We start from the raw sequence: 17387 nt of genomic DNA, 5'->3' as shown, positions 1-17387 counted from the left end.
CTACCAGCGCCGCGAAGCGCGCCACTCCTCGGCCGCCGCCACCGCCTGCTTCCCGGCCGCCCGGTCGGCGCGGCGCTCCTCCCGGTGCCGGAATCCCCGATACAGCTTGTACCCGGCGTAGAACGGGACGAAGAACGCGGGGACAAAGACCACCCCGTGGTCCGCGCCGGTGCGGATCAGGTGCCACGCGTTGCCGGCCGCGCAAAGGGCGAAGAACGCGGCGAGCAGCCGGTCGACCACGGAGGTGGTGGCGAATGACGTCACGGCGACACCGAGCAGCAGCGCCGCGCTCGCCACTAGAACCACGACGTAGAGGACGATGACCACGGACACGCTGCGCTCCAGGGATCGAAGCCGGTCGCCCGACGACCGGTGCGGCAGACGATAACGGAGCGACGGCCTCGGCGCCGCCCCGTGCGCTGCTCGGCGGGTCAGCGCCCCTCGGCGTCGTCCATCGCCCGGTAGATCCGCTGCTCCGACACCGGGTACGGGGTGCCGAGCGCCTGGGCGAAGACGCTCACCCGCAACTCCTCGATCATCCACCGGATCTGCCGTACCGCCGCCGAGTTGCGGCGGCTGGGCGGCAGCGCGGCGAGCATGTCGGCGTACTCCTTCTGCACCACCGCGATCCGGTCCTGCTGCTGCTTGTCCCGCTGCGGGTTGCCCGGCAGCCGGTCCAGGCGCCGTTCGATCGCGGTCAGGTAGCGCAGCAGGTCGGGCAGGCGCGCGTACCCGGTCTCGGTGACGAACCCCTTGTGCACCAGCCCGGAGAGCTGGTGGCGGATGTCGGCCAGGGCGGCCACCACGGCCAGGTTGCGGGTCGCGCCGAGGCGCTGCTCCACCGCGTACGCGGCGGCGAGGACCCGGCGGACCAGGTCCATCACGTCGACCACCGTGTCGATCAGGTCGGCGCGGACCCGCTCGCGCAGCGCGGCGAAGCCCTCGGCGTCCCAGGCCGGTCCGCCCGCGTCGGCGATCAGCTTGTCGATCGCGGCCCCGGCGGCATCGGAGATCAGCTCCTGCACCCCGCCGTGCGGGTTGCGGCTGAGCGCGAGCTTCGCCTCGTTGGAGAGCCGGCCCTGCAGGAACTTGGCCGGCGACGGCACGGTCAGCCGCAGCAGCCGCCGGGTGCCCGCCCAGTGCGCCGCGGCCTGCTCGGCCTCGGAGTCGAACACCTTCACCCCGACCGTCGCGCCCTCGTCGACCAGCGCCGGGTACGCGGTCACCGCGTAACCGGCCCGGACCTGCTCGATGGTGCGAGGAAGAACGTCGATGCTCCACTCACGGAGGCCCGTCCGGGCGACGTCCGGCGCGGCGGCGGCCACGACCTGGCGTACCTCCTGGCGGAGCTGGCGTTGCAGGGCCGGCAGGTCCTTGCCCTCGGCGACCGGCTTGTTCTCCTCGTCGAGCACCCGGAAGCTGACCCGCAGGTGGGCCGGGAGCCGGTCGACGTCCCAGGCGTCGCGCGGCACGGTGACGCCGGTCATCCGGCGCAGCTGCCGGGTCAGCGCGTCCAGCAGCGGCTCCTCGCCCGCCGGCATCGCCGCCAGCGCGGCCCGGGCGTAGTCCGGCACCGGGACGAAGTTGCGCCGGACGGCCTTGGGCAGCGACCGGATCAGCGCGACGACCAGTTCCTCGCGCAGCCCCGGCACCTGCCAGTCGAAGGTCTCCGCCGGCACCTGGTTGAGCAGCGGCAGCGGGATGTCCACGGTCACGCCGTCGGTCGGGGTGCCCGGGTCGAAGGTGTAGGTCAGCGGCAGGGTGACCCCGTCGGCCTGCCACTCGTCCGGGTAGTCGGCCTCGTCCACCCCGCCGCGACCGGCGTTGATGAGCAGCTCGCGGGTGAAGGTGAGCAGCTCCGGCTGCTCCCGCCGGGTCTTCTTCCACCACGAGTCGAAGTGCCGGCCGGAGACCACGTCGGCGGGGATGCGGTGGTCGTAGAAGTGGAAGATCGTCTCGTCGTCGACCATGATGTCCCGCCGCCGGGCCCGGTTCTCCAGCTCCTCGATCTCGGTGAGCAGCCGCTGGTTGCCCCCCCAGAACTGGTGGTGGGTCTGCCAGTCGCCCTCGACCAGGGCGTGCCGGATGAACAGCTCCCGCGACAGCGCCGGGTCGATCCGGCCGAAGTTGACCTTGCGGGAGGTGACCAGCGGGATGCCGTACAGGGTGACCTTCTCGTAGGCCATCACCGCGGCCTGCTTCTTCTCCCAGTGCGGCTCGCTGTAGCTGCGCTTGACCAGGTGCTGCGCCAGCGGCTCGACCCACTCCGGCTCGACCCGCCCGGCGACCCGGCCCCAGAGCCGGGAGGTCTCCACCAGCTCGGCGGCCATCACCCAGCGCGGTGGCTTCTTGAACAGCGCCGAGCCGGGGAAGATCGCGAACTTCGCACCGCGCGCCCCCAGGTACTCGTGCTTCTGCGCGTCCTTGAGCCCGACGTGGGACAGCAGGCCGGGCAGCAGCGACTGGTGCACCTTCGGGGTGTCGATCTCCTCCGGCAGGTCCGCGGTCGGGCCGCGCCGGCCGCCGTCCGCCGGGGCCTCCGTCGCGCCGCGCCGGCCGCGCCCGCCGCCGCCCTGATCCGGGGTACGCAGCACCTGGCGCAACTGGCTGACGATGTCCTGCCACTCGCGGACCCGCAGGTAGTTCAGGTACTCGGCCTTGCACATCCGGCGGAACGCGCTCGACGACAGCGTTCGCTGCTGCTCTCGCAGGTAGCGCCACAGGTTGAGGAAGGCGACGAAGTCGGACTCCTTGTCGGCGAACCGGGCGTGCGCCTGGTCGGCCTGCGCCTGCTTCTCCGCCGGCCGCTCGCGCGGGTCCTGGATGGACAGCGCGGCGGCGATCACCACCACCTCGGTGGCGCAGCCGTTGCGCTCGCCCTCCAGCACCATCCGGGCCAGCCGGGGGTCGACCGGCAGCTGGGCCAGCCGCCGGCCCAGCGGGGTGAGCCGCTTCGCCGGGTCGGTCTCGGTCGGGTCGAGCGCGCCCAGCTCGTGCAGCAGGTTGACGCCGTCGGCGACGTTGCGCCGGTCCGGCGGGTCGATGAACGGGAACGCGGCGACGTCGCCGAGCCCGATCGAGGTCATCTGGAGGATGACCGAGGCGAGGTTGGTGCGCAGGATCTCCGGGTCGGTGAACTCGGGCCGGGAGAGGAAGTCCTGCTCGTCGTAGAGGCGGATGCAGATGCCGTCCGAGGTACGCCCGCAGCGGCCCTTGCGCTGGTTTGCCGAGGCCTGCGACACCGGCTCGATGGGCAGCCGCTGGACCTTGAGCCGGCTGGAGTAGCGCGAGATGCGGGCCGTGCCCGGATCCACCACGTACTTGATGCCGGGGACGGTCAGCGACGTCTCGGCGACGTTGGTGGCCAGCACCACCCGCCGCCCGGCGTGCGGGGCGAAGACCCGGTGCTGCTCGGCGATCGACAGCCGGGCGTACAGGGGGAGGATCTCGGTGCCGAGCAGCGACCGTTTCTTCTCCACCAGCTTGCCCAGCGCGTCGGCGGTGTCGCGGATCTCCCGCTCGCCGGAGAGGAAGACCAGGATGTCGCCGGGTCCCTCGGCGGCCAGCTCCTCGACCGCGTCGCCGATCGCCTGGATCTGGTCGCGGACGTTCTCCTCGTCGTCGCCCTCGTCCTCGTCGGCCTCGCTCACCTCGACCAGCGGCCGGTACCGCACCTCCACCGGGTACGTCCGCCCGGAGACCTCGACGATCGGGGCCGGCTCGCCGTCGGCGTCGGCGAAGTGCCGGGCGAACCGGTCCGTCTCGATGGTCGCCGAGGTGATGACCACCTTGAGGTCGGGGCGGCGGGGCAGGAGCTGCCGGAGGTACCCGAGGATGAAGTCGATGTTGAGGCTGCGCTCGTGCGCCTCGTCGATGATCAACGTGTCGTACTGGCGCAGCATCCGGTCGGTCTGCAACTCGGCCAGCAGGATGCCGTCGGTCATCAGCTTGACCAGGCTGCGGTCGCTCACCTGGTCGTTGAAGCGCACCTTGTAGCCGACCACGTCGCCGAGCTCGGTGCCGAGTTCCTCGGCGATCCGGTCGGCGACCGTCCGGGCGGCCAGCCGGCGGGGCTGGGTGTGCCCGATCAGGCCGTGCACCCCGCGCCCCAGCTCCAGGCAGATCTTGGGCAGCTGGGTGGTCTTGCCGGAGCCGGTCTCGCCGGCCACGATCACCACCTGGTGGTCGCGGATCGCGGCGGCGATGTCGTCCCGCCGCTCGCTGACCGGCAACTGCACCGGATAGGTGATCACCGGCACGGCGGCCCGCCGGTCCGCCAGCCGCGCCTCGGCGCGCGCCACGTCCGCGGCGATCTCGGCGAGCGCGCCGTCGCGCCGCTCGGGCTCCCGCAGCTTGCGTGCGCCGTCCAGCCGCCGCTGCAGGCGGCGCTGGTCGCGGAACATCAGCGAGGAGAGGCGGCGGTGCAGGTCGCGGACGGTGACGGCCTCGGCGGGTACGGCTGGATTCTGCATGTCGTCGCCAAGGATAGGCAGCCCGCCGCCGGAGCGCCCCCGGGTTACCTCCGGTCGCCGGCCGCACCCCGTCGGCGTCGCTGCCCGGGGCGGCGGGCCGGCCAGGCTAGAGTTTTCGCCGAGCGACACCGATCCGGGGGCGGCGACATGACGATGCTGGACACCGACCGCGCGCTGGTGCAGGCGGCGACCGCGGTCGCCAAGCTGCGCTGCCGCAGCGACAACCACACCGTCGCCGCCGCGGCCCGGACCGCCGACGGCCGGGTCTTCACCGGCGTCAACGTCTACCACTTCACCGGTGGCCCGTGCGCCGAGGTGGTCGCGATCGGCGCCGCCGCCACCCAGGGGGCCGGCGAGCTGGAGGCCATCGTCGCGGTGGGTGACCGGGGGCGGGGCGTCATCCCGCCCTGCGGGCGGTGCCGGCAGGTGCTGCTGGACTACTTCCCGTCGATCAAGGTGATCGTCGGGCCGATGGACGCGCTGCGCCCGGTGCCCGTCGCCGAGCTGCTGCCCGAGACGTACGTCTGGGGCGACCACCAGCTCGACGCGCCGATGGCGGTGCGCACCGGGCAGTGGCCGATGCCCAGCGTGCCGAGCAGCCGGCCGGCCTCCGAGGACTGATCCCGCCTCCCGGGGTCAGTTCGCCGGCGGCGCCTCGGCCCGTTGCGGCGGCGGGTCAGTCGCCGGCGGCGGCCTCCAGCATCGAGCGGGGCACGCCGACGCTCTCGTAGCGCACGTTGCCCTCCGGCACCAGCCAGCTCGCCACCCGCACCACGAGTTGGCCGGCGCGCACCGCGGGGTCGTTGGCGTACAGCTCGCGGGCCTCGTCCGGGCTGATCGGCAGCACCGCGAGACCGCGCAGGCTCGGGTCGTCCGGGTCCACGAACGGGCCGGCGGCGAGCACGAGCCCCTGCTCCGCCAGCCCCGCCTGGTGGGCCAGGTGGGTGTCGTGCAGCAGATCCGCCGCGTCCCGGGGCAGCTCCGGCGCGTCCGCCGGGCGGCTGAAGAGGACGAGGGTGTGCTGGTCGAATCGCATGGACCCAGGGTAGGGGTGATTTCCCCCGGTTGGTTCCGGTGTGCCCGGGTCGGTGACTGATCGACGGTGCTCGGTTAGGTCACCCTTCGCATCTCGGCTAAGGTAAGGCGTACCTTAGTTCCAGCTCGGGAGCATCGTGACCACCCTCGCCGCACGTCCGGTCGGCGCCGCCCGCCGCACCGGCGGACGGCGGGGCCGCCGCACCGCCGTCGCCGTCGCGGCCGCGCTGGCGCTGCTCCTGGCCGTCCTGGCCAGCCTCGCGCTCGGCAGCCGGCCGCTGGGCGTGGGTCAGGTCTGGACCGCCCTGGTCGCCCCGGACGGGGGAACGGCGAGCACCATCGTGCGCGAGCTGCGGATGCCGCGTACCGCCCTGGGCCTGGTCGTCGGCCTCGCCCTCGCGGTCGCCGGGGTGCTCTTCCAGGCGCTCACCCGCAACCCACTCGCCGAGCCGCGGATCCTCGGCATCAGCGCCGGCGCCTCCTTCGGCGTCGTGCTGGCCATCGCCGTCCTCGGCGTCGGCAGCCTCGCCGGGTACGTCTGGTTCGGCATCGCGGGCGCGCTCGGCGCCGGCCTGCTGGTCTTCGCCGTCGCCAACCGGACCCGCGAGGGCGCCAGCCCGGTCACCCTCGCGCTGATCGGCGCGGCCCTCGACGCCAGCCTCGCCTCCGTGGTGTACGCGCTGCTCAGCATCGACGCGCGCACCTTCGAGGAGTACCGGTTCTGGGTCGTCGGCGGGCTGACCGGGCGGGATCTCGGCGTCGCCGCCCAGGTGCTGCCGTTCGTCCTGGCCGGGCTGGCCCTGGCCGCGGTGGTCGCCCGGGGCCTCGACGCGCTCGCCCTCGGCGACGACGTCGCCCGCGGCCTGGGCCACCGGATCGGCCTGGTACGCCTCGGCGGCGGCGCGGCCGCCGTGCTGCTCACCGGTGCCGCGGTCGCCTCGGCCGGGCCGATCGCCTTCGTCGGGCTCGCCGTGCCGCACCTGGCCCGCGCCCTGGTCGGCGCCGACCACCGCTGGACGCTGGGCGTCTCCGCCCTGCTCGGCCCCACCCTGCTGCTCGGCGCCGACATCGTCGGCCGGCTGATCGCCCCGCCCGGTGAGGTGCCGGCCGGGATCATCACCGCGCTGATCGGCGCGCCGTTGCTGGCGTACCTGGTCCGCCGCGCCAAGGTGGTGACCGCATGACCGCCCCCGACCTGACCATTGCCCCGGCCGCCGCCCCGACGGGCCTCGCCGGGCTGCCCGGCCGGTCGTTGGTGCGGGTCGGGCCGGTCAGCCTCCAGGTGCGCCGCCGCGCGGTGCTCGTCGCGCTCGCCTCGACCGTGCTGCTCGCCCTCGCCGCGCTGCTCAGCCTCTGCCTCGGCACCCCGTACGTCGCGCCGGCCGACGTGCTCCGCGCGCTCTCCGGCGCCGGCACCCCGTACGACCTGGTCGTGCTCGACCTGCGGCTGCCCCGGCTCGTGCTGGCCGCGACGGCCGGCGCGGCCTTCGGGATCGCCGGCACGCTGATCCAGAGCGTCGCGCGCAATCCCCTGGCCAGCCCCGACGTCATCGGCATCACCCAGGGCGCCGGCCTGGCCGCCACCGTCGCGATCACCACCGGTGCGGCGGCCGTGCTGGTCGCCCCGGCGGCCCTGGTCGGCGGGCTGGCCGCCGCGGTCCTGCTGCTCGCGCTCGGCGCCCGGCACGGGCTGGCCGCGCAGCGGTTCGTGCTGGCCGGCGTCGCCGTCGCGTTCGCCCTGCGGGCGCTGACCGAGGTGGTCATGCTCTCCGCCGACCCGATCGACGGGCTGCGGGCGCAGATCTGGCTGATCGGCACCCTCGCCGGCAAGGGCTGGACCGAGACGGTCTGGATCGCGCTCACCCTGGCCGTGCTGCTGCCGGTGCTGGCCTGGGCCGGCTGGGCGCTCAACGGCTCCGCACTGGACGACGACACCGCCCGGGGCATCGGGCTGCGGCCGGTGGCCCGCCGGATCGGTCTGGCCGCCACCGGCGTCGTCGTCGCGGCCACCGTCACCGCCCAGGTCGGCGCGGTCGACTTCGTCGCCCTGGTCGCTCCGCAGGTGGCCCGCCGGCTGGTCCGGGCCGAGCGGCCGCCGATGGTGTGCGCCGCGCTGCTCGGCGCGCTGCTGCTGGTGCTGGCCGACCTCGCCGGCCGGCGGCTGTTCGCCCCCACCCAACTGCCGGCGGGCGTGCTCACCGCCGCGATCGGCGGGCCGTACCTGATGTTCCTGCTGGTCCGCGGCCGTCGGCGGTCGTCGTGACGTCCACCCCTGGCACAGGAGGCGCGATGCTCTCCACCCGCGACCTGGTCGCCGGCTACGACGAACGGACCGTGTTGGACGGGCTCGACCTGGAGCTGCCCGCCGACGCGTTCACCGTCATCGTCGGGCCGAACGCCTGCGGCAAGTCCACCCTGCTGCGCACGATGGCCCGGCTGCTCACGCCCCGCCGGGGCGCGGTGCTGCTGGACGGCACCGCCATCCGCGACCTGCCCACCCGGGAGGTGGCCCGCCGGCTGGGCGTGCTGCCGCAGAGCCCGCTGGTGCCGGAGGGCGTCACCGTGGCCGACCTGGTCGGGCGGGGCCGGCAGCCCTACCAGCGGTGGTGGCGGCAGTGGTCGGAGCAGGACGCCGTCGCGGTGGACCGGGCGATGGCACTGGCCGACGTCGCCGGGCTGGCCGACCGGCCGGTGGACACCCTCTCCGGCGGCCAGCGGCAGCGGGTCTGGATCGCGATGACCCTCGCCCAGGACACCGAGGCGCTGCTGCTCGACGAGCCGACCACCTTCCTCGACCTGGCCCACCAGGTCGAGGTGCTGGACCTGCTGCACCGGCTGCGCGCTGAGCGGGGCCGCACGGTGGTCGCCGTGCTGCACGACCTCAACCAGGCCGCCCGCTACGCCGACCACCTCGTGGCGATGCGGGCCGGGTCCGTGGTCGCCGCCGGGCCGCCCCGGGAGATCCTCACCGCGGAGCTGGTCCGGGACGTCTTCGGGCTCGACTGCGTGGTGGTGCCCTGCCCGGTCACCGGCGCCCCGCTGGTGGTGCCCGGTCTCACCACCCCGTCGCTGGCCCCGCTGCCCGGCGCCCCGGCCCCCGCCGATCCGGCTGCCGGCACGCCCTCCGTTGCCGGCCCGGCCGGCGCGAATCCCGTGGGCCCGACCGCTCCGGCGGCCCGCACTCCCCTCGACGCGTACACCCCGCGCGTCGGCCCGTACCCCTCGAAAGGACTCTGATGCGTCGTCTCGCCGCCACCCTCACCGCGGTCCTCGCCCTCGGCGTGGGCCTCACCGCCTGCGGGGAGAGCGACCCGGTCGCCGGCACCGCCACCGGGGAGACCCGGGAGATCACCCACGCCATGGGCAGCACCAAGGTCCCGGCCGAGCCGAAGCGCGTGGTGGTCCTCGACACCGACAAGATCGACACCGCGCTCTCGCTCGGCGTCACGCCGGTCGGCGCCGCCACCGCCGGTGAGGCGAAGAGCTGGCCGACCTACTTCGGCGCGGAGAAGCTCGCCGGCATCAAGGAGGTCGGGGTGCTCACCGAGCCCGACCTGGAGGCGATCACCGCGCTGAAGCCGGACCTCATCCTGGGCAGCAAGTTCCGCCAGGAGAAGTTCTACGACGAGCTGAGCGCCATCGCGCCCACCGTCTTCACCGAGAAGGTCGGCATCACCTGGAAGGAGAACCTGCTCCTCGACGGCAAGGCGCTCGGCAAGGAGCAGCAGGCCCGCGACCTGCTCGCCGCGTACGAGAAGCGGGCCGAGGAACTCGGCGCGAAGCTGGGCGACGCCGCCTCCCGCAAGGTCTCCATCGTGCGGTTCATCCCCGGCAACATCCGGGTGTACGGCCCGGACTCCTTCTCCGGCATCGTCGTCGGCGACACCGGGCTGGGCCGCCCCGAGCGGCAGCGCCTGGAGGGCAAGGAGGACAAGCGCTTCGACCTGGTCAGCGCCGAGCGGATCAACGAGGTCGACGGTGACGTCATCTTCGTGACCGCGTACGGCGAGAAGGCCGCCGCCGAGCAGGCCAAGGTCACCGCCGGCTCGCTCTGGCAGGGCCTCTCGGCCGTCAAGGCCGGCAAGGCGCACGTCGTCTCCGACGAGGTCTGGATGACCGGCATCGGCGTCGGCGCCGCCAACAAGATCCTCGACGACCTCGCCAAGCACCTCACCGCCTAACCCCCCCCGCGCCCCCCGGCGCGCTCACCCCGCCGCGGCCTCCTCGCGGGCGCACTTTCAGAGAAAGAGTGGCTATTCCACGTGGAATAGCCACTCTTTCTCTGTATGAGGGCCCCGACCTCGCGGCGCGGCGGACGGGCGGGTGCGGCGGGGCGTGTGGCGGCGGGGTGTGGCGTGCGCGTCAGTCAGGGTCACCTGGGCGCTGAGTGTGCGCGGGGCTATGGGCGGCAGGACGCGCGGGCAGTCCCGGCATCCCGGGGCGCGCGGGGGAGGCGGGGCGCGGGGTGGGGTCAGCGGCGGGTGCGGGTGGTCAGGGCGGTGCGAACCTCGGTGAGGAAGGTGTCGAAGTCCTCGCGCATCCGCTTGCTGGTGACGTGGAGGACGATCCAGTCGTCGCCCAGCATCCGGTTGAGACGCCGCCGGTCGCGGTGGAACTGGTCCGGGTCGTGGTGCCAGAGCCCGTCGTACTCGATGGCGACCTTCAACTCGGGCCAGGCCAGGTCGACCCGGGCGACGAAGCGGCCGGCCCGTTCGATGACGTGTTGGGTTACCGGTCGGGGCAGGCCGGCCTCGACGAGTCGTACCCGCAGCTGCGACTCCGGTGGCGATTCGGCGCCGGCGTCGCTCAAACTCACGGCCTGGGCGAACCTCCGCCAGCCCCGCTCGCCACGGCGCGTGGCCAGGTAGTGCTCCAGCTCCGGCAGGTCGACGGCGCCGACGTGCCGGAGCGAGTCGATCAGTGCGATCGCGTTGACGAGGTCGAGCCAGCTCGCCAGGTCCCAGCAGGTGCGAACGGGCGTGGTGACGGCACATCCGTCGACGAGCCGGACCTCGCCCTCGCGCCAGGGAGCGACGTGGATGAGCAGGCCGGAAAGCGGGCCGAATCGCGACGCCGGCTGGACCAGCACCTCGACCGGGTCGTCGGCCCGTGGGCTCACCCCGCCGTAGAGCGCGACGGCGGACCGGCCGGCGATCGCGCAGCCGGGAGGAAAGAGCCACGACGCGGCGGCACGGCACCGGCCGCGATGGGACAGGTCGAGGCGGGCGTCCGCGTAGACGTTGTGGAAGACCCGCCGCCAGGCACTGCTCCGGAGATCGCCCCTGGTCAACAAACCACCATGAACCGCCTCGCGAGCAAAGAACACCCGCCCCACCAGGGCATCAGGACGTCGAGGAGTACGAGCCACCCCACCACCCTCCACCCCCCGCCCCACCCCCACCACCCCCTGTGGACAACCCGCCCCCTCCCCGCGCTCTTTCCGAGAAAGCGTGGCTATTCGACGAGGAATAGCCACGCTTTCTCGGAAAGTGCGCCCCGAAGGGAGGGGGGTCAGGGGTGGGTGGATTCGAAGCGGGGGCGGGTGAGGAAGGCGAGTTGGGCCCGCTTGTCGGGCATCTCGATCTTTTCGTCGAAGGTGAAGCCCTCGCGTTCGAGGCGGCGCAGCGCGAGGTGGTTGCGGACGTCCGGTTCCACCACGATCCGCTGCCGGGTGGGGTCGCGGAACAGGAAGCGGGCCAGGGCCGGGCCGACGGCGGTGGTCAGGCCGTGCGGCGGCCGGCCGCCGGGGGCGAGCAGCAGGTGCATCCCGATGTCGCCGGCTCGTACCGGGTACCGCTCGCCGACCGGGTCCGCCTCCGGCAGGTAGGTCTGGAACAGGCCGACCGGCTCGCCGTCGAGCATGATCAGGTACGCGTGGTGCGTGTCCAGCCCGTCGATGAACGCGTAGACCTCGCGTACCTCGTCCACGGTGTACCCGCCCATGCCCCAGAACGTCGCGCGCGGCTGGGTGACCCAGTCGTGCAGCAGCTCGGCGTGGGCGGCCGGGTCGACCACGACGAGCCGCAGCTCGCCGAAGCCGGGGATGTCCTGCTGGTACGTCACGGGTTCTCGTCTCCTGGTTGTCGGGTCAGGTGTCGCCAGTCGGTGTCCACCGGGTCCAGTTCACCGGCCGCCCACCGGGGAAGCTGGTCGGCGAAGTGCGGGTCGTCGGGGCGTCCGGACGCGCCGAACGGGACGATCCAGCGGCTGCGGGCGCGGTCGCCGAGGTCCCAGACGTACCGGGCGACCGGCCCGCGCCAGCAGGCGTCGGAGACCCCGGGGACGCTGGAGGTGGCGAGCACGCAGTCGGTGTCGCCGGCCAGCGCGGTCGCGGCTCGCATGGCGGCCACCGCCGCGTCGACGGCGGGGGCCACGCCCAGGTGCACCGGATGCAGCAGGTGTCGCCGCCTCCAGGCCGGCGGCGGCCCGTCGGCGGCGACGTCCGCGAGCGCCGCGGCCGCCACCGGCGCGACGTCGGCGCCGAGGCGGTGCAACCCGGCCACGACGCCGTCGAGGGCGTGGCCGATCCGCGACAGCGGGTCCGTCCACGGCAAGAACAGCTCGTCGTACGGGCCGGGGGCGCGCAACGGGCGCAGGCTCGGATGCTCGTGCAGCCGGCGGGCCAGCGCGGTACGCCAGGCGGCGAAGGCGCCCGCGTCGGTGCTGTCGGCCCGCATCGACCCGTCCCAGGCGGTGAGCCGGTCCCGCAGCTCCCGGGCGGGCGGGTCGAGGTCGTCGGGATCGAGCCGGTGGAGCAGCTCGCGCAGCGGCGTCACGGCGAGCCGGGTGTCCATGTGTACGTCCTCGGCCGCGACGCCGTCGGCCAGCAGGGCCCGGATCCGGCCGGCGCGGTGCGGCGGGGCGAAGTCGGCGCCGAGGTCGGCCACGTCGGGGCGGCGGTCGTTGGCGCAGACGGCGATGTCCTCGACCGGGATCGGCTTCGTCTCGGCGTACCCGCCGCGCCACCGGTACCGCGGGTCCCAGCCGGGCACCGGTTCCGACCGGCAGCGTTCGTCCCGGTCGGGCACCAGCCCGGCGACCAGTTGGTGGACGGCCCCGCTGCGGTCCGCCACGAGGACGCTGTTGACCGGCTCGACCCAGGCGCGCAGCGCGTCGGCGACGTCGTCGACGGTGCGGGAGCGCAGCAGCGGCAGCAGGGCCTCGAAGCCGAGGTCCGTCTCGACCCGGGCCGGGGTGCGCAGGCTGATCCCCTCGCCGGTGTGCCGGTCGTGGTCCACCACGGGACCACGCGGCGTCTCGACGACCTCCACGGTCTCCGGGTCGCCGCCGCGGACGGCGATCCGCTCGACGTGGCGGTGTGCGGGCACCCAGCCGTCGGCGTCGCGGACCAGCACCCGGTCGCCGTCGGTGCGCAGCTGCTCGCGGTAGAGGTCCTGGTAGTCGGCCATCGCGTTGGTGACCGCCCAGGCCACCTCGCCCGCGTGGCCGAAGTGCGGCAGGCCCGGCACGCCGGGAAAGGCGAAGCCGAGCACGTCGAACTCGGGGCAGGCCAGGCGTACCTGCTGGTAGATGCCGGGCAGTTCGAGGAGGCGGTGCGGGTCGCCGGCGATGACCGGCGCCCGGCCGGTGGCGGCGTCGCCGGGTACCGCCCAGGCGTTGCTGCCGGAGCCGCCCGGGCCCTCGACGGCGAAGAGCCCGGTCGCCGCCGCGCCGAGGGTGGCGGCGACATGGGCGTGCCAGAGCTTGTTGGGGAAGGTGGCGAAGAGGATGTGCTGGACGAGGAAGACCCCCAGCGGTGACCAGGACCGCCATCGTCCGGGGGCCACGCCGACCGCCGCGAACTCGGGGGCACCGGCGGCCCCCTCGGCGAGCCCCTCGTTGACCCCCGCGACGTAAGCGGTGACCCACCGCCGGGTGGCGGGGGAGAGGCGGTAGAAGCACCGCCGCGCGGTGTCGTCGAGTCGGACGCGCCGGGCGAACCGGTCCCAGCCCAGCGCGTCCGGACCGACCTGCGCGGCGAGCCGGCCCTCCGAGCGCCACCGTTCGACCTCGATCTGCCAGGCCCGGTCGAGGGCGGCCACCCGGCCCTGCAACCGGGCCAACTCGTCGACCGACCCGGCGCGCAGATGCGGTACACCCCGGGCGTCGCGATAGACGCCCGTCACCGCGCGGCCCGCGCGAAATGGCGGCGAGCCGCGTGCTCATCGAATATCAACTTAGGTTACCCTCCCCTAACTAAGGCGAACCTTACTGGAGGGCGACACGTGAAACGCAACTGGGAGGCCCTGGTCCTCAAGGCCATGGGCGGCCGGGACTTCCGGCTGACCGTGCTCGACACGGAGGCGGTCGGCGGCCACTACCAGCGGCTGCTGATCGACGGCGGCGGCCTGCTGGAGTCGTGCGGGGTGCACCCGACCATGTGGATCCGGCTCTGGTTCGACGACGGCGGCCGACCGCACCAGCGCGCGTACACACTGGTCGACCCGCACCCGGCCACCGGGCGCTTCCACCTGGAGTTCGCCCTGCACGACGGGTGTGCCGCGCGCTGGGCCACCACGGCCGAGGTCGGCGACACCATCGACGCCACCGTCCAGGGCAGCGCCTTCCACCTGCCGGACCCCGCGCCCGCGCACCTCCACCTGGTCGGCGACGCCGCCTCGCTGCCGGCGGTGAACAGCCTGCTCGACACCGCCGCCGGCATCCCGGCGACGGTCTGGCTCGAGTACGCGGACGAGGGCGAGCAGGCCCTGACGCCGCGCGCCCGGGCGGGACACGAGGTCACCTGGGTGCCCCGCCGGGACGACGGGCGGCACCTGGTCGAAACGGTCTGCGCGGCGCTGCCCGCCGCCCCCGACGCCCACTACTGGGTCGCCTGCGAGGCGGCCAGTACGCGCAGCATCACCCGGCACGTCCGGCGTACCCTCGGCGCCGGCCGGCACCAGGTGACCTCGCTCGGCTACTGGACCGCCCGGTGAACGGCCGCCTCGGCACCCTGACCGCGCTCTACGTCACCCAGTACCTCGGGGTCGGCTTCATCACCGTCGGCCTGACCGCCATCCTGCGTGACGGCGGCACCTCGCTGGACACGTTGGCGCTGCTGCAGTTCGTCGGCCTGGTCTGGCCGCTCAAGTTCCTCTGGGCGCCGATCCTCGACCGGTACGGATCACGCCGGCGGGGCCACTACCGGTCCTGGCTGCTGGTGCTCCAGGCCGGCCTGGTGCTGTCGCTGCTCGCCCTGCTGCCGTTCGACCGGCCTGCGGGTCAGCTGGGTCCGATCGTGGCGATCTGCGCCGCGTACGTGTTCCTCTCCGCGACCCAGGACATCGCCGTCGACGCCGTCGCCGTCCGGCTGTTGTCGGCGCGCGCCCGGGGGGCCGGCAACGGTGTCCAGGTCGCCGCCAGCTATCTCGGCAACCTGCTCGGCGGCGGCGCCTGCGTGGTCGTCTACGACCGTTTCGGCTGGCGGCCGGCGATCCTGCTGCTGGCCGGGCTGACCGCGCTGGGGCTGCTGGTGGTGTGGCGGTTCCGGGAGCCGGACCGGGTCGACCGGGTGGGCTCCGCCGCGCAGGCGTACCGGGCGCTGCTGTCGGTGTTCGCCCAGCCCGGCTGTCGGTGGTGGACGTTCGGCGTCGTGCCGTTGGTCTACACCGGCGCCGGCGCGGCGTACGCGCTGGTCACACCGGCGCTGGTGGACGCCGGCTGGTCCCTGGGGCGGATCGGGGTGGTGACCGGCGTGGTGACCAGCGCTCCCGCCGTCGTGGCCGGACTGCTCGCCGGGGCCGGGGTGGGCCGGTTCGGACGCGGCGCGGTGCTCGTCGTCGCGGGCGTGTCCCTCGCGGTCTCCACGGCGCTGCTGCTGCCGCTGCTGACCGGGCGGGCGCCGGTGGGCGGAACGGTCGCCGCGCTGTGCTGCTTCATGGCCGCGTACACCGTGGCCAACGTGGTGCTCTACACGGTCAACATGGACTACTCGCGGCCCGGCACCGGCGGCACCGACTTCACCGTCCTGTCCTCGTTCGGGCTGGTCTGCTCGTTCGTGGCGGCCTCGATCGGGCTGGCCGCCGCCGACCGGGCGGGCTATCCCGCCGTCGCGGGGGCCTGCGTGGTCCTGGTGGTGCTCGGCGTCGCGGTGGGCGTCGCCCACCAGCGCCGGTTCGCACCCGCGCCCGCGTCCGACGCCGCGGGGGAGCCGCCGATCGCCGAGTCGCGGCGCGCCGAGCCGGTGCGGCATTGACCCGAACTTAGGTTAGGGTACCCTAACTTCACTCGATCAACTCGGGACCGCTGGTGGCCGCCGCGCCGTCGCCCGCCCGCCCGCCGTGTCCACTCTCGACCGTTGAGGACTGCCATGAGTCTGCCCGGAGCAACCGTTCAGGCCCTCCCGACCGGAGCCGTCCCCGGCCAGGTGGCCGCCGACCGGGCCCACCTGTTCACCGCCGGCACCGTCGCGGCCTACCGGCGGGTGCTGGCCGAGGGCGTCGACCGGGTGGCCGACCGGGTCGCCGCTGCCGACCGGCCCTTCACCGGCGTCACCCCGCAGGACCTCGCGCCCCGGATCGCCGGCATCGACCTGGACCGGCCGCTCGGCGACACCGGGGCAGCGCTCGACGAGCTCCAGGACGTCTACCTGCGCGACGCGGTGTACTTCCACCACCCGCGCTACCTGGCGCACCTGAACTGCCCGGTGGTGATCCCGGCGCTGCTCGGCGAGGCGGTGCTCAGCGCGGTCAACTCCTCGCTGGACACCTGGGACCAGAGCGCTGGCGGCACGCTGATCGAGCGCCGCCTGATCGACTGGACGATCGACCGGGTCGGCCTCGGGCCGGCCGCGGACGGGGTGTTCACCAGCGGCGGGACGCAGTCGAACCTGCAGGCGATGCTGTTGGCCCGGGAGGAGGCGGTCGACCGGGCGGGGACGTCGGGCGGCACCCGCCCGTCCCGCCCGGAGTCACTGTCCCGGCTGCGGATCCTCACCTCGGCGGCCGGCCACTTCAGCGTGCAGAAGGCGGCGAAGCTGCTCGGCCTCGACGCCGACGCGGTGGTCACCGTCGGCACCGACGCCGGGCGCCGGATGCGCACCGACGAACTGGCCCGGGAGATCGACCGGTGCCGTCGGGAGGGGCTGCGGGTGATGGCCGTGGTGGCGACCGCCGGCACCACCGACTTCGGCACCATCGACCCGCTGGCGCGGATCGCCGACATCTGCGCGGCGGCCGGCGTGTGGCTGCACGTCGACGCCGCGTACGGCTGCGGGCTGCTGGTCTCGCCGACCCGGCGGCACCTGCTCGACGGCATCGACCGGGCCGACTCGGTGACCGTGGACTACCACAAGTCCTTCTTCCAGCCGGTCAGCTCCAGCGCGCTGCTGGTGCGCGACCGCCGGGTGCTGCGGCACGCCACCTGGCACGCCGACTACCTCAACCCGGCCCGGGCGGTCGAGCAGCACATCCCCAACCAGGTCGACAAGAGCATCCAGACCACCCGCCGCTTCGACGCCCTGAAGCTCTGGCTCACCCTGCGCATCATGGGCCCGGACGCGGTCGGGGCGCTCTTCGACGAGGTGATCGACCGGGCCGCCGCCGCCTGGCACCTGCTCACCGAGGACCCCCGCTTCGAGGTGGTGACCCGGTCCCAGCTCAGCACCGTGGTCTTCCGCTACCTGCCCTCCGGTCCCGGCCGGGCACTCGTCGACGAGGCCAACCTGTACGCCCGCGAGGCGCTGGCCGCGTCCGGCGCCGCCCTCGTCGCGGGAACCACCGTGGACGGCGCGCACCACCTGAAGTTCACCCTGCTCAACCCCGAGACGACCGTGGCCGACATCGCCCACGTCCTCGACCTGATCGCCGAACACGCCGGCTGGTACGTGCGTACCCGCACGGCCGGTGAGCTGTCCTGCCCCATCCGCTGACCGGCCGTCCC

At 74.1% G+C, this 17387-nt stretch carries 14 protein-coding genes; 8 read left to right on the top strand and 6 right to left on the bottom strand.

What is annotated here, in order from left to right; all coding sequences use genetic code 11:
- Positions 1-333, bottom strand: a complete 333-nt coding sequence (locus GA0074696_RS22350) for a hypothetical protein (protein WP_088962915.1) — start codon at positions 331-333, stop codon at positions 1-3.
- 98 nt (positions 334-431) lie between these two features.
- Positions 432-4472, bottom strand: coding sequence for an ATP-dependent RNA helicase HrpA (hrpA, locus tag GA0074696_RS22345; protein WP_088962914.1), 4041 nt, complete (start codon positions 4470-4472; stop codon positions 432-434).
- A gap of 147 nt (positions 4473-4619) precedes the next feature.
- Between hrpA and GA0074696_RS22340 the strand changes: the two genes are divergently transcribed.
- Entirely contained in the window at positions 4620-5093 is a 474-nt protein-coding gene (locus GA0074696_RS22340; protein WP_088962913.1) for a cytidine deaminase family protein, read from the top strand.
- A gap of 55 nt (positions 5094-5148) precedes the next feature.
- On the opposite strand, the gene GA0074696_RS22335 is transcribed toward GA0074696_RS22340, so the two are convergent.
- Complete coding sequence (locus GA0074696_RS22335) at positions 5149-5508, bottom strand: YciI family protein (RefSeq protein WP_088962912.1); 360 nt, start codon at positions 5506-5508, stop codon at positions 5149-5151.
- A 136-nt stretch (positions 5509-5644) separates the two neighbouring features.
- Between GA0074696_RS22335 and GA0074696_RS22330 the strand changes: the two genes are divergently transcribed.
- Genes GA0074696_RS22330 through GA0074696_RS22315 form a run of 4 tightly spaced genes read left to right on the top strand, consistent with a single transcriptional unit; the run spans position 5645 to position 9688 of the window.
- Positions 5645-6691, top strand: a complete 1047-nt coding sequence (locus tag GA0074696_RS22330) for a FecCD family ABC transporter permease (protein WP_088962911.1) — start codon at positions 5645-5647, stop codon at positions 6689-6691.
- On the top strand, positions 6688-7770 hold the full coding sequence (locus GA0074696_RS22325) for a FecCD family ABC transporter permease (protein ID WP_231925114.1): 1083 nt from the start codon (positions 6688-6690) through the stop codon (positions 7768-7770). The genes GA0074696_RS22330 and GA0074696_RS22325 overlap by 4 nt, the downstream gene beginning before the upstream one ends.
- A gap of 26 nt (positions 7771-7796) precedes the next feature.
- Positions 7797-8744, top strand: coding sequence for an ABC transporter ATP-binding protein (locus GA0074696_RS22320; RefSeq protein WP_231925113.1), 948 nt, complete (start codon positions 7797-7799; stop codon positions 8742-8744).
- Positions 8744-9688 carry an ABC transporter substrate-binding protein gene (locus GA0074696_RS22315; RefSeq protein WP_088962910.1) on the top strand — a complete coding sequence of 315 codons (945 nt, stop codon included), beginning with the start codon at positions 8744-8746 and terminating at the stop codon, positions 9686-9688. The genes GA0074696_RS22320 and GA0074696_RS22315 overlap by 1 nt, the downstream gene beginning before the upstream one ends.
- A gap of 290 nt (positions 9689-9978) precedes the next feature.
- On the opposite strand, the gene GA0074696_RS22310 is transcribed toward GA0074696_RS22315, so the two are convergent.
- The 3 genes from GA0074696_RS22310 to GA0074696_RS22300 all read right to left on the bottom strand — a co-directional run bounded on the left by GA0074696_RS22310 (position 9979) and on the right by GA0074696_RS22300 (position 13633).
- Positions 9979-10797 (bottom strand): endonuclease domain-containing protein, encoded by an 819-nt coding sequence (locus tag GA0074696_RS22310; RefSeq protein ID WP_088962909.1) that lies wholly within the window; start codon positions 10795-10797, stop codon positions 9979-9981.
- Between the two features lie 221 nt (positions 10798-11018).
- Positions 11019-11570 carry a GNAT family N-acetyltransferase gene (locus GA0074696_RS22305; protein WP_088962908.1) on the bottom strand — a complete coding sequence of 184 codons (552 nt, stop codon included), beginning with the start codon at positions 11568-11570 and terminating at the stop codon, positions 11019-11021.
- Complete coding sequence (locus tag GA0074696_RS22300) at positions 11567-13633, bottom strand: penicillin acylase family protein (protein ID WP_088962907.1); 2067 nt, start codon at positions 13631-13633, stop codon at positions 11567-11569. The genes GA0074696_RS22305 and GA0074696_RS22300 overlap by 4 nt, the downstream gene beginning before the upstream one ends.
- Before the next feature lie 99 nt (positions 13634-13732).
- Between GA0074696_RS22300 and GA0074696_RS22295 the strand changes: the two genes are divergently transcribed.
- The 3 genes from GA0074696_RS22295 to GA0074696_RS22285 all read left to right on the top strand — a co-directional run bounded on the left by GA0074696_RS22295 (position 13733) and on the right by GA0074696_RS22285 (position 17376).
- Positions 13733-14443 (top strand): siderophore-interacting protein, encoded by a 711-nt coding sequence (locus tag GA0074696_RS22295; RefSeq protein ID WP_088962906.1) that lies wholly within the window; start codon positions 13733-13735, stop codon positions 14441-14443.
- Positions 14440-15702: an MFS transporter gene (locus GA0074696_RS22290; RefSeq protein ID WP_088962905.1), complete on the top strand. Its 1263-nt coding sequence runs from the start codon at positions 14440-14442 to the stop codon at positions 15700-15702. Before GA0074696_RS22295 ends, GA0074696_RS22290 begins: the two co-directional genes overlap by 4 nt.
- Positions 15703-15816: 114 nt before the next feature.
- Entirely contained in the window at positions 15817-17376 is a 1560-nt protein-coding gene (locus tag GA0074696_RS22285; RefSeq protein WP_088962904.1) for a pyridoxal phosphate-dependent decarboxylase family protein, read from the top strand.
- Positions 17377-17387: the final 11 nt, after the last annotated feature.

Origin of the sequence: Micromonospora purpureochromogenes, from assembly GCF_900091515.1 — a bacterium.
GTDB lineage: Bacteria > Actinomycetota > Actinomycetes > Mycobacteriales > Micromonosporaceae > Micromonospora > Micromonospora purpureochromogenes.
Note: the sequence above shows the minus strand (reverse complement) of the source record. Positions and strands in the feature narration are given on the sequence as shown.

Excerpts from the sequence above, each read along its gene's own strand:
- GA0074696_RS22325 (WP_231925114.1), top strand. The coding sequence starts at position 6,688 with ATGACCGCCCCCGACCTGACCATTGCCCCGGCCGCCGCCCCGACGGGC.
- GA0074696_RS22285 (WP_088962904.1), top strand. The coding sequence starts at position 15,817 with ATGAGTCTGCCCGGAGCAACCGTTCAGGCCCTCCCGACCGGAGCCGTC.
- GA0074696_RS22320 (WP_231925113.1), top strand. The coding sequence starts at position 7,797 with ATGCTCTCCACCCGCGACCTGGTCGCCGGCTACGACGAACGGACCGTG.
- GA0074696_RS22340 (WP_088962913.1), top strand. The coding sequence starts at position 4,620 with ATGACGATGCTGGACACCGACCGCGCGCTGGTGCAGGCGGCGACCGCG.
- GA0074696_RS22315 (WP_088962910.1), top strand. The coding sequence starts at position 8,744 with ATGCGTCGTCTCGCCGCCACCCTCACCGCGGTCCTCGCCCTCGGCGTG.
- GA0074696_RS22335 (WP_088962912.1), bottom strand. The coding sequence starts at position 5,508 with ATGCGATTCGACCAGCACACCCTCGTCCTCTTCAGCCGCCCGGCGGAC.
- hrpA (WP_088962914.1), bottom strand. The coding sequence starts at position 4,472 with ATGCAGAATCCAGCCGTACCCGCCGAGGCCGTCACCGTCCGCGACCTG.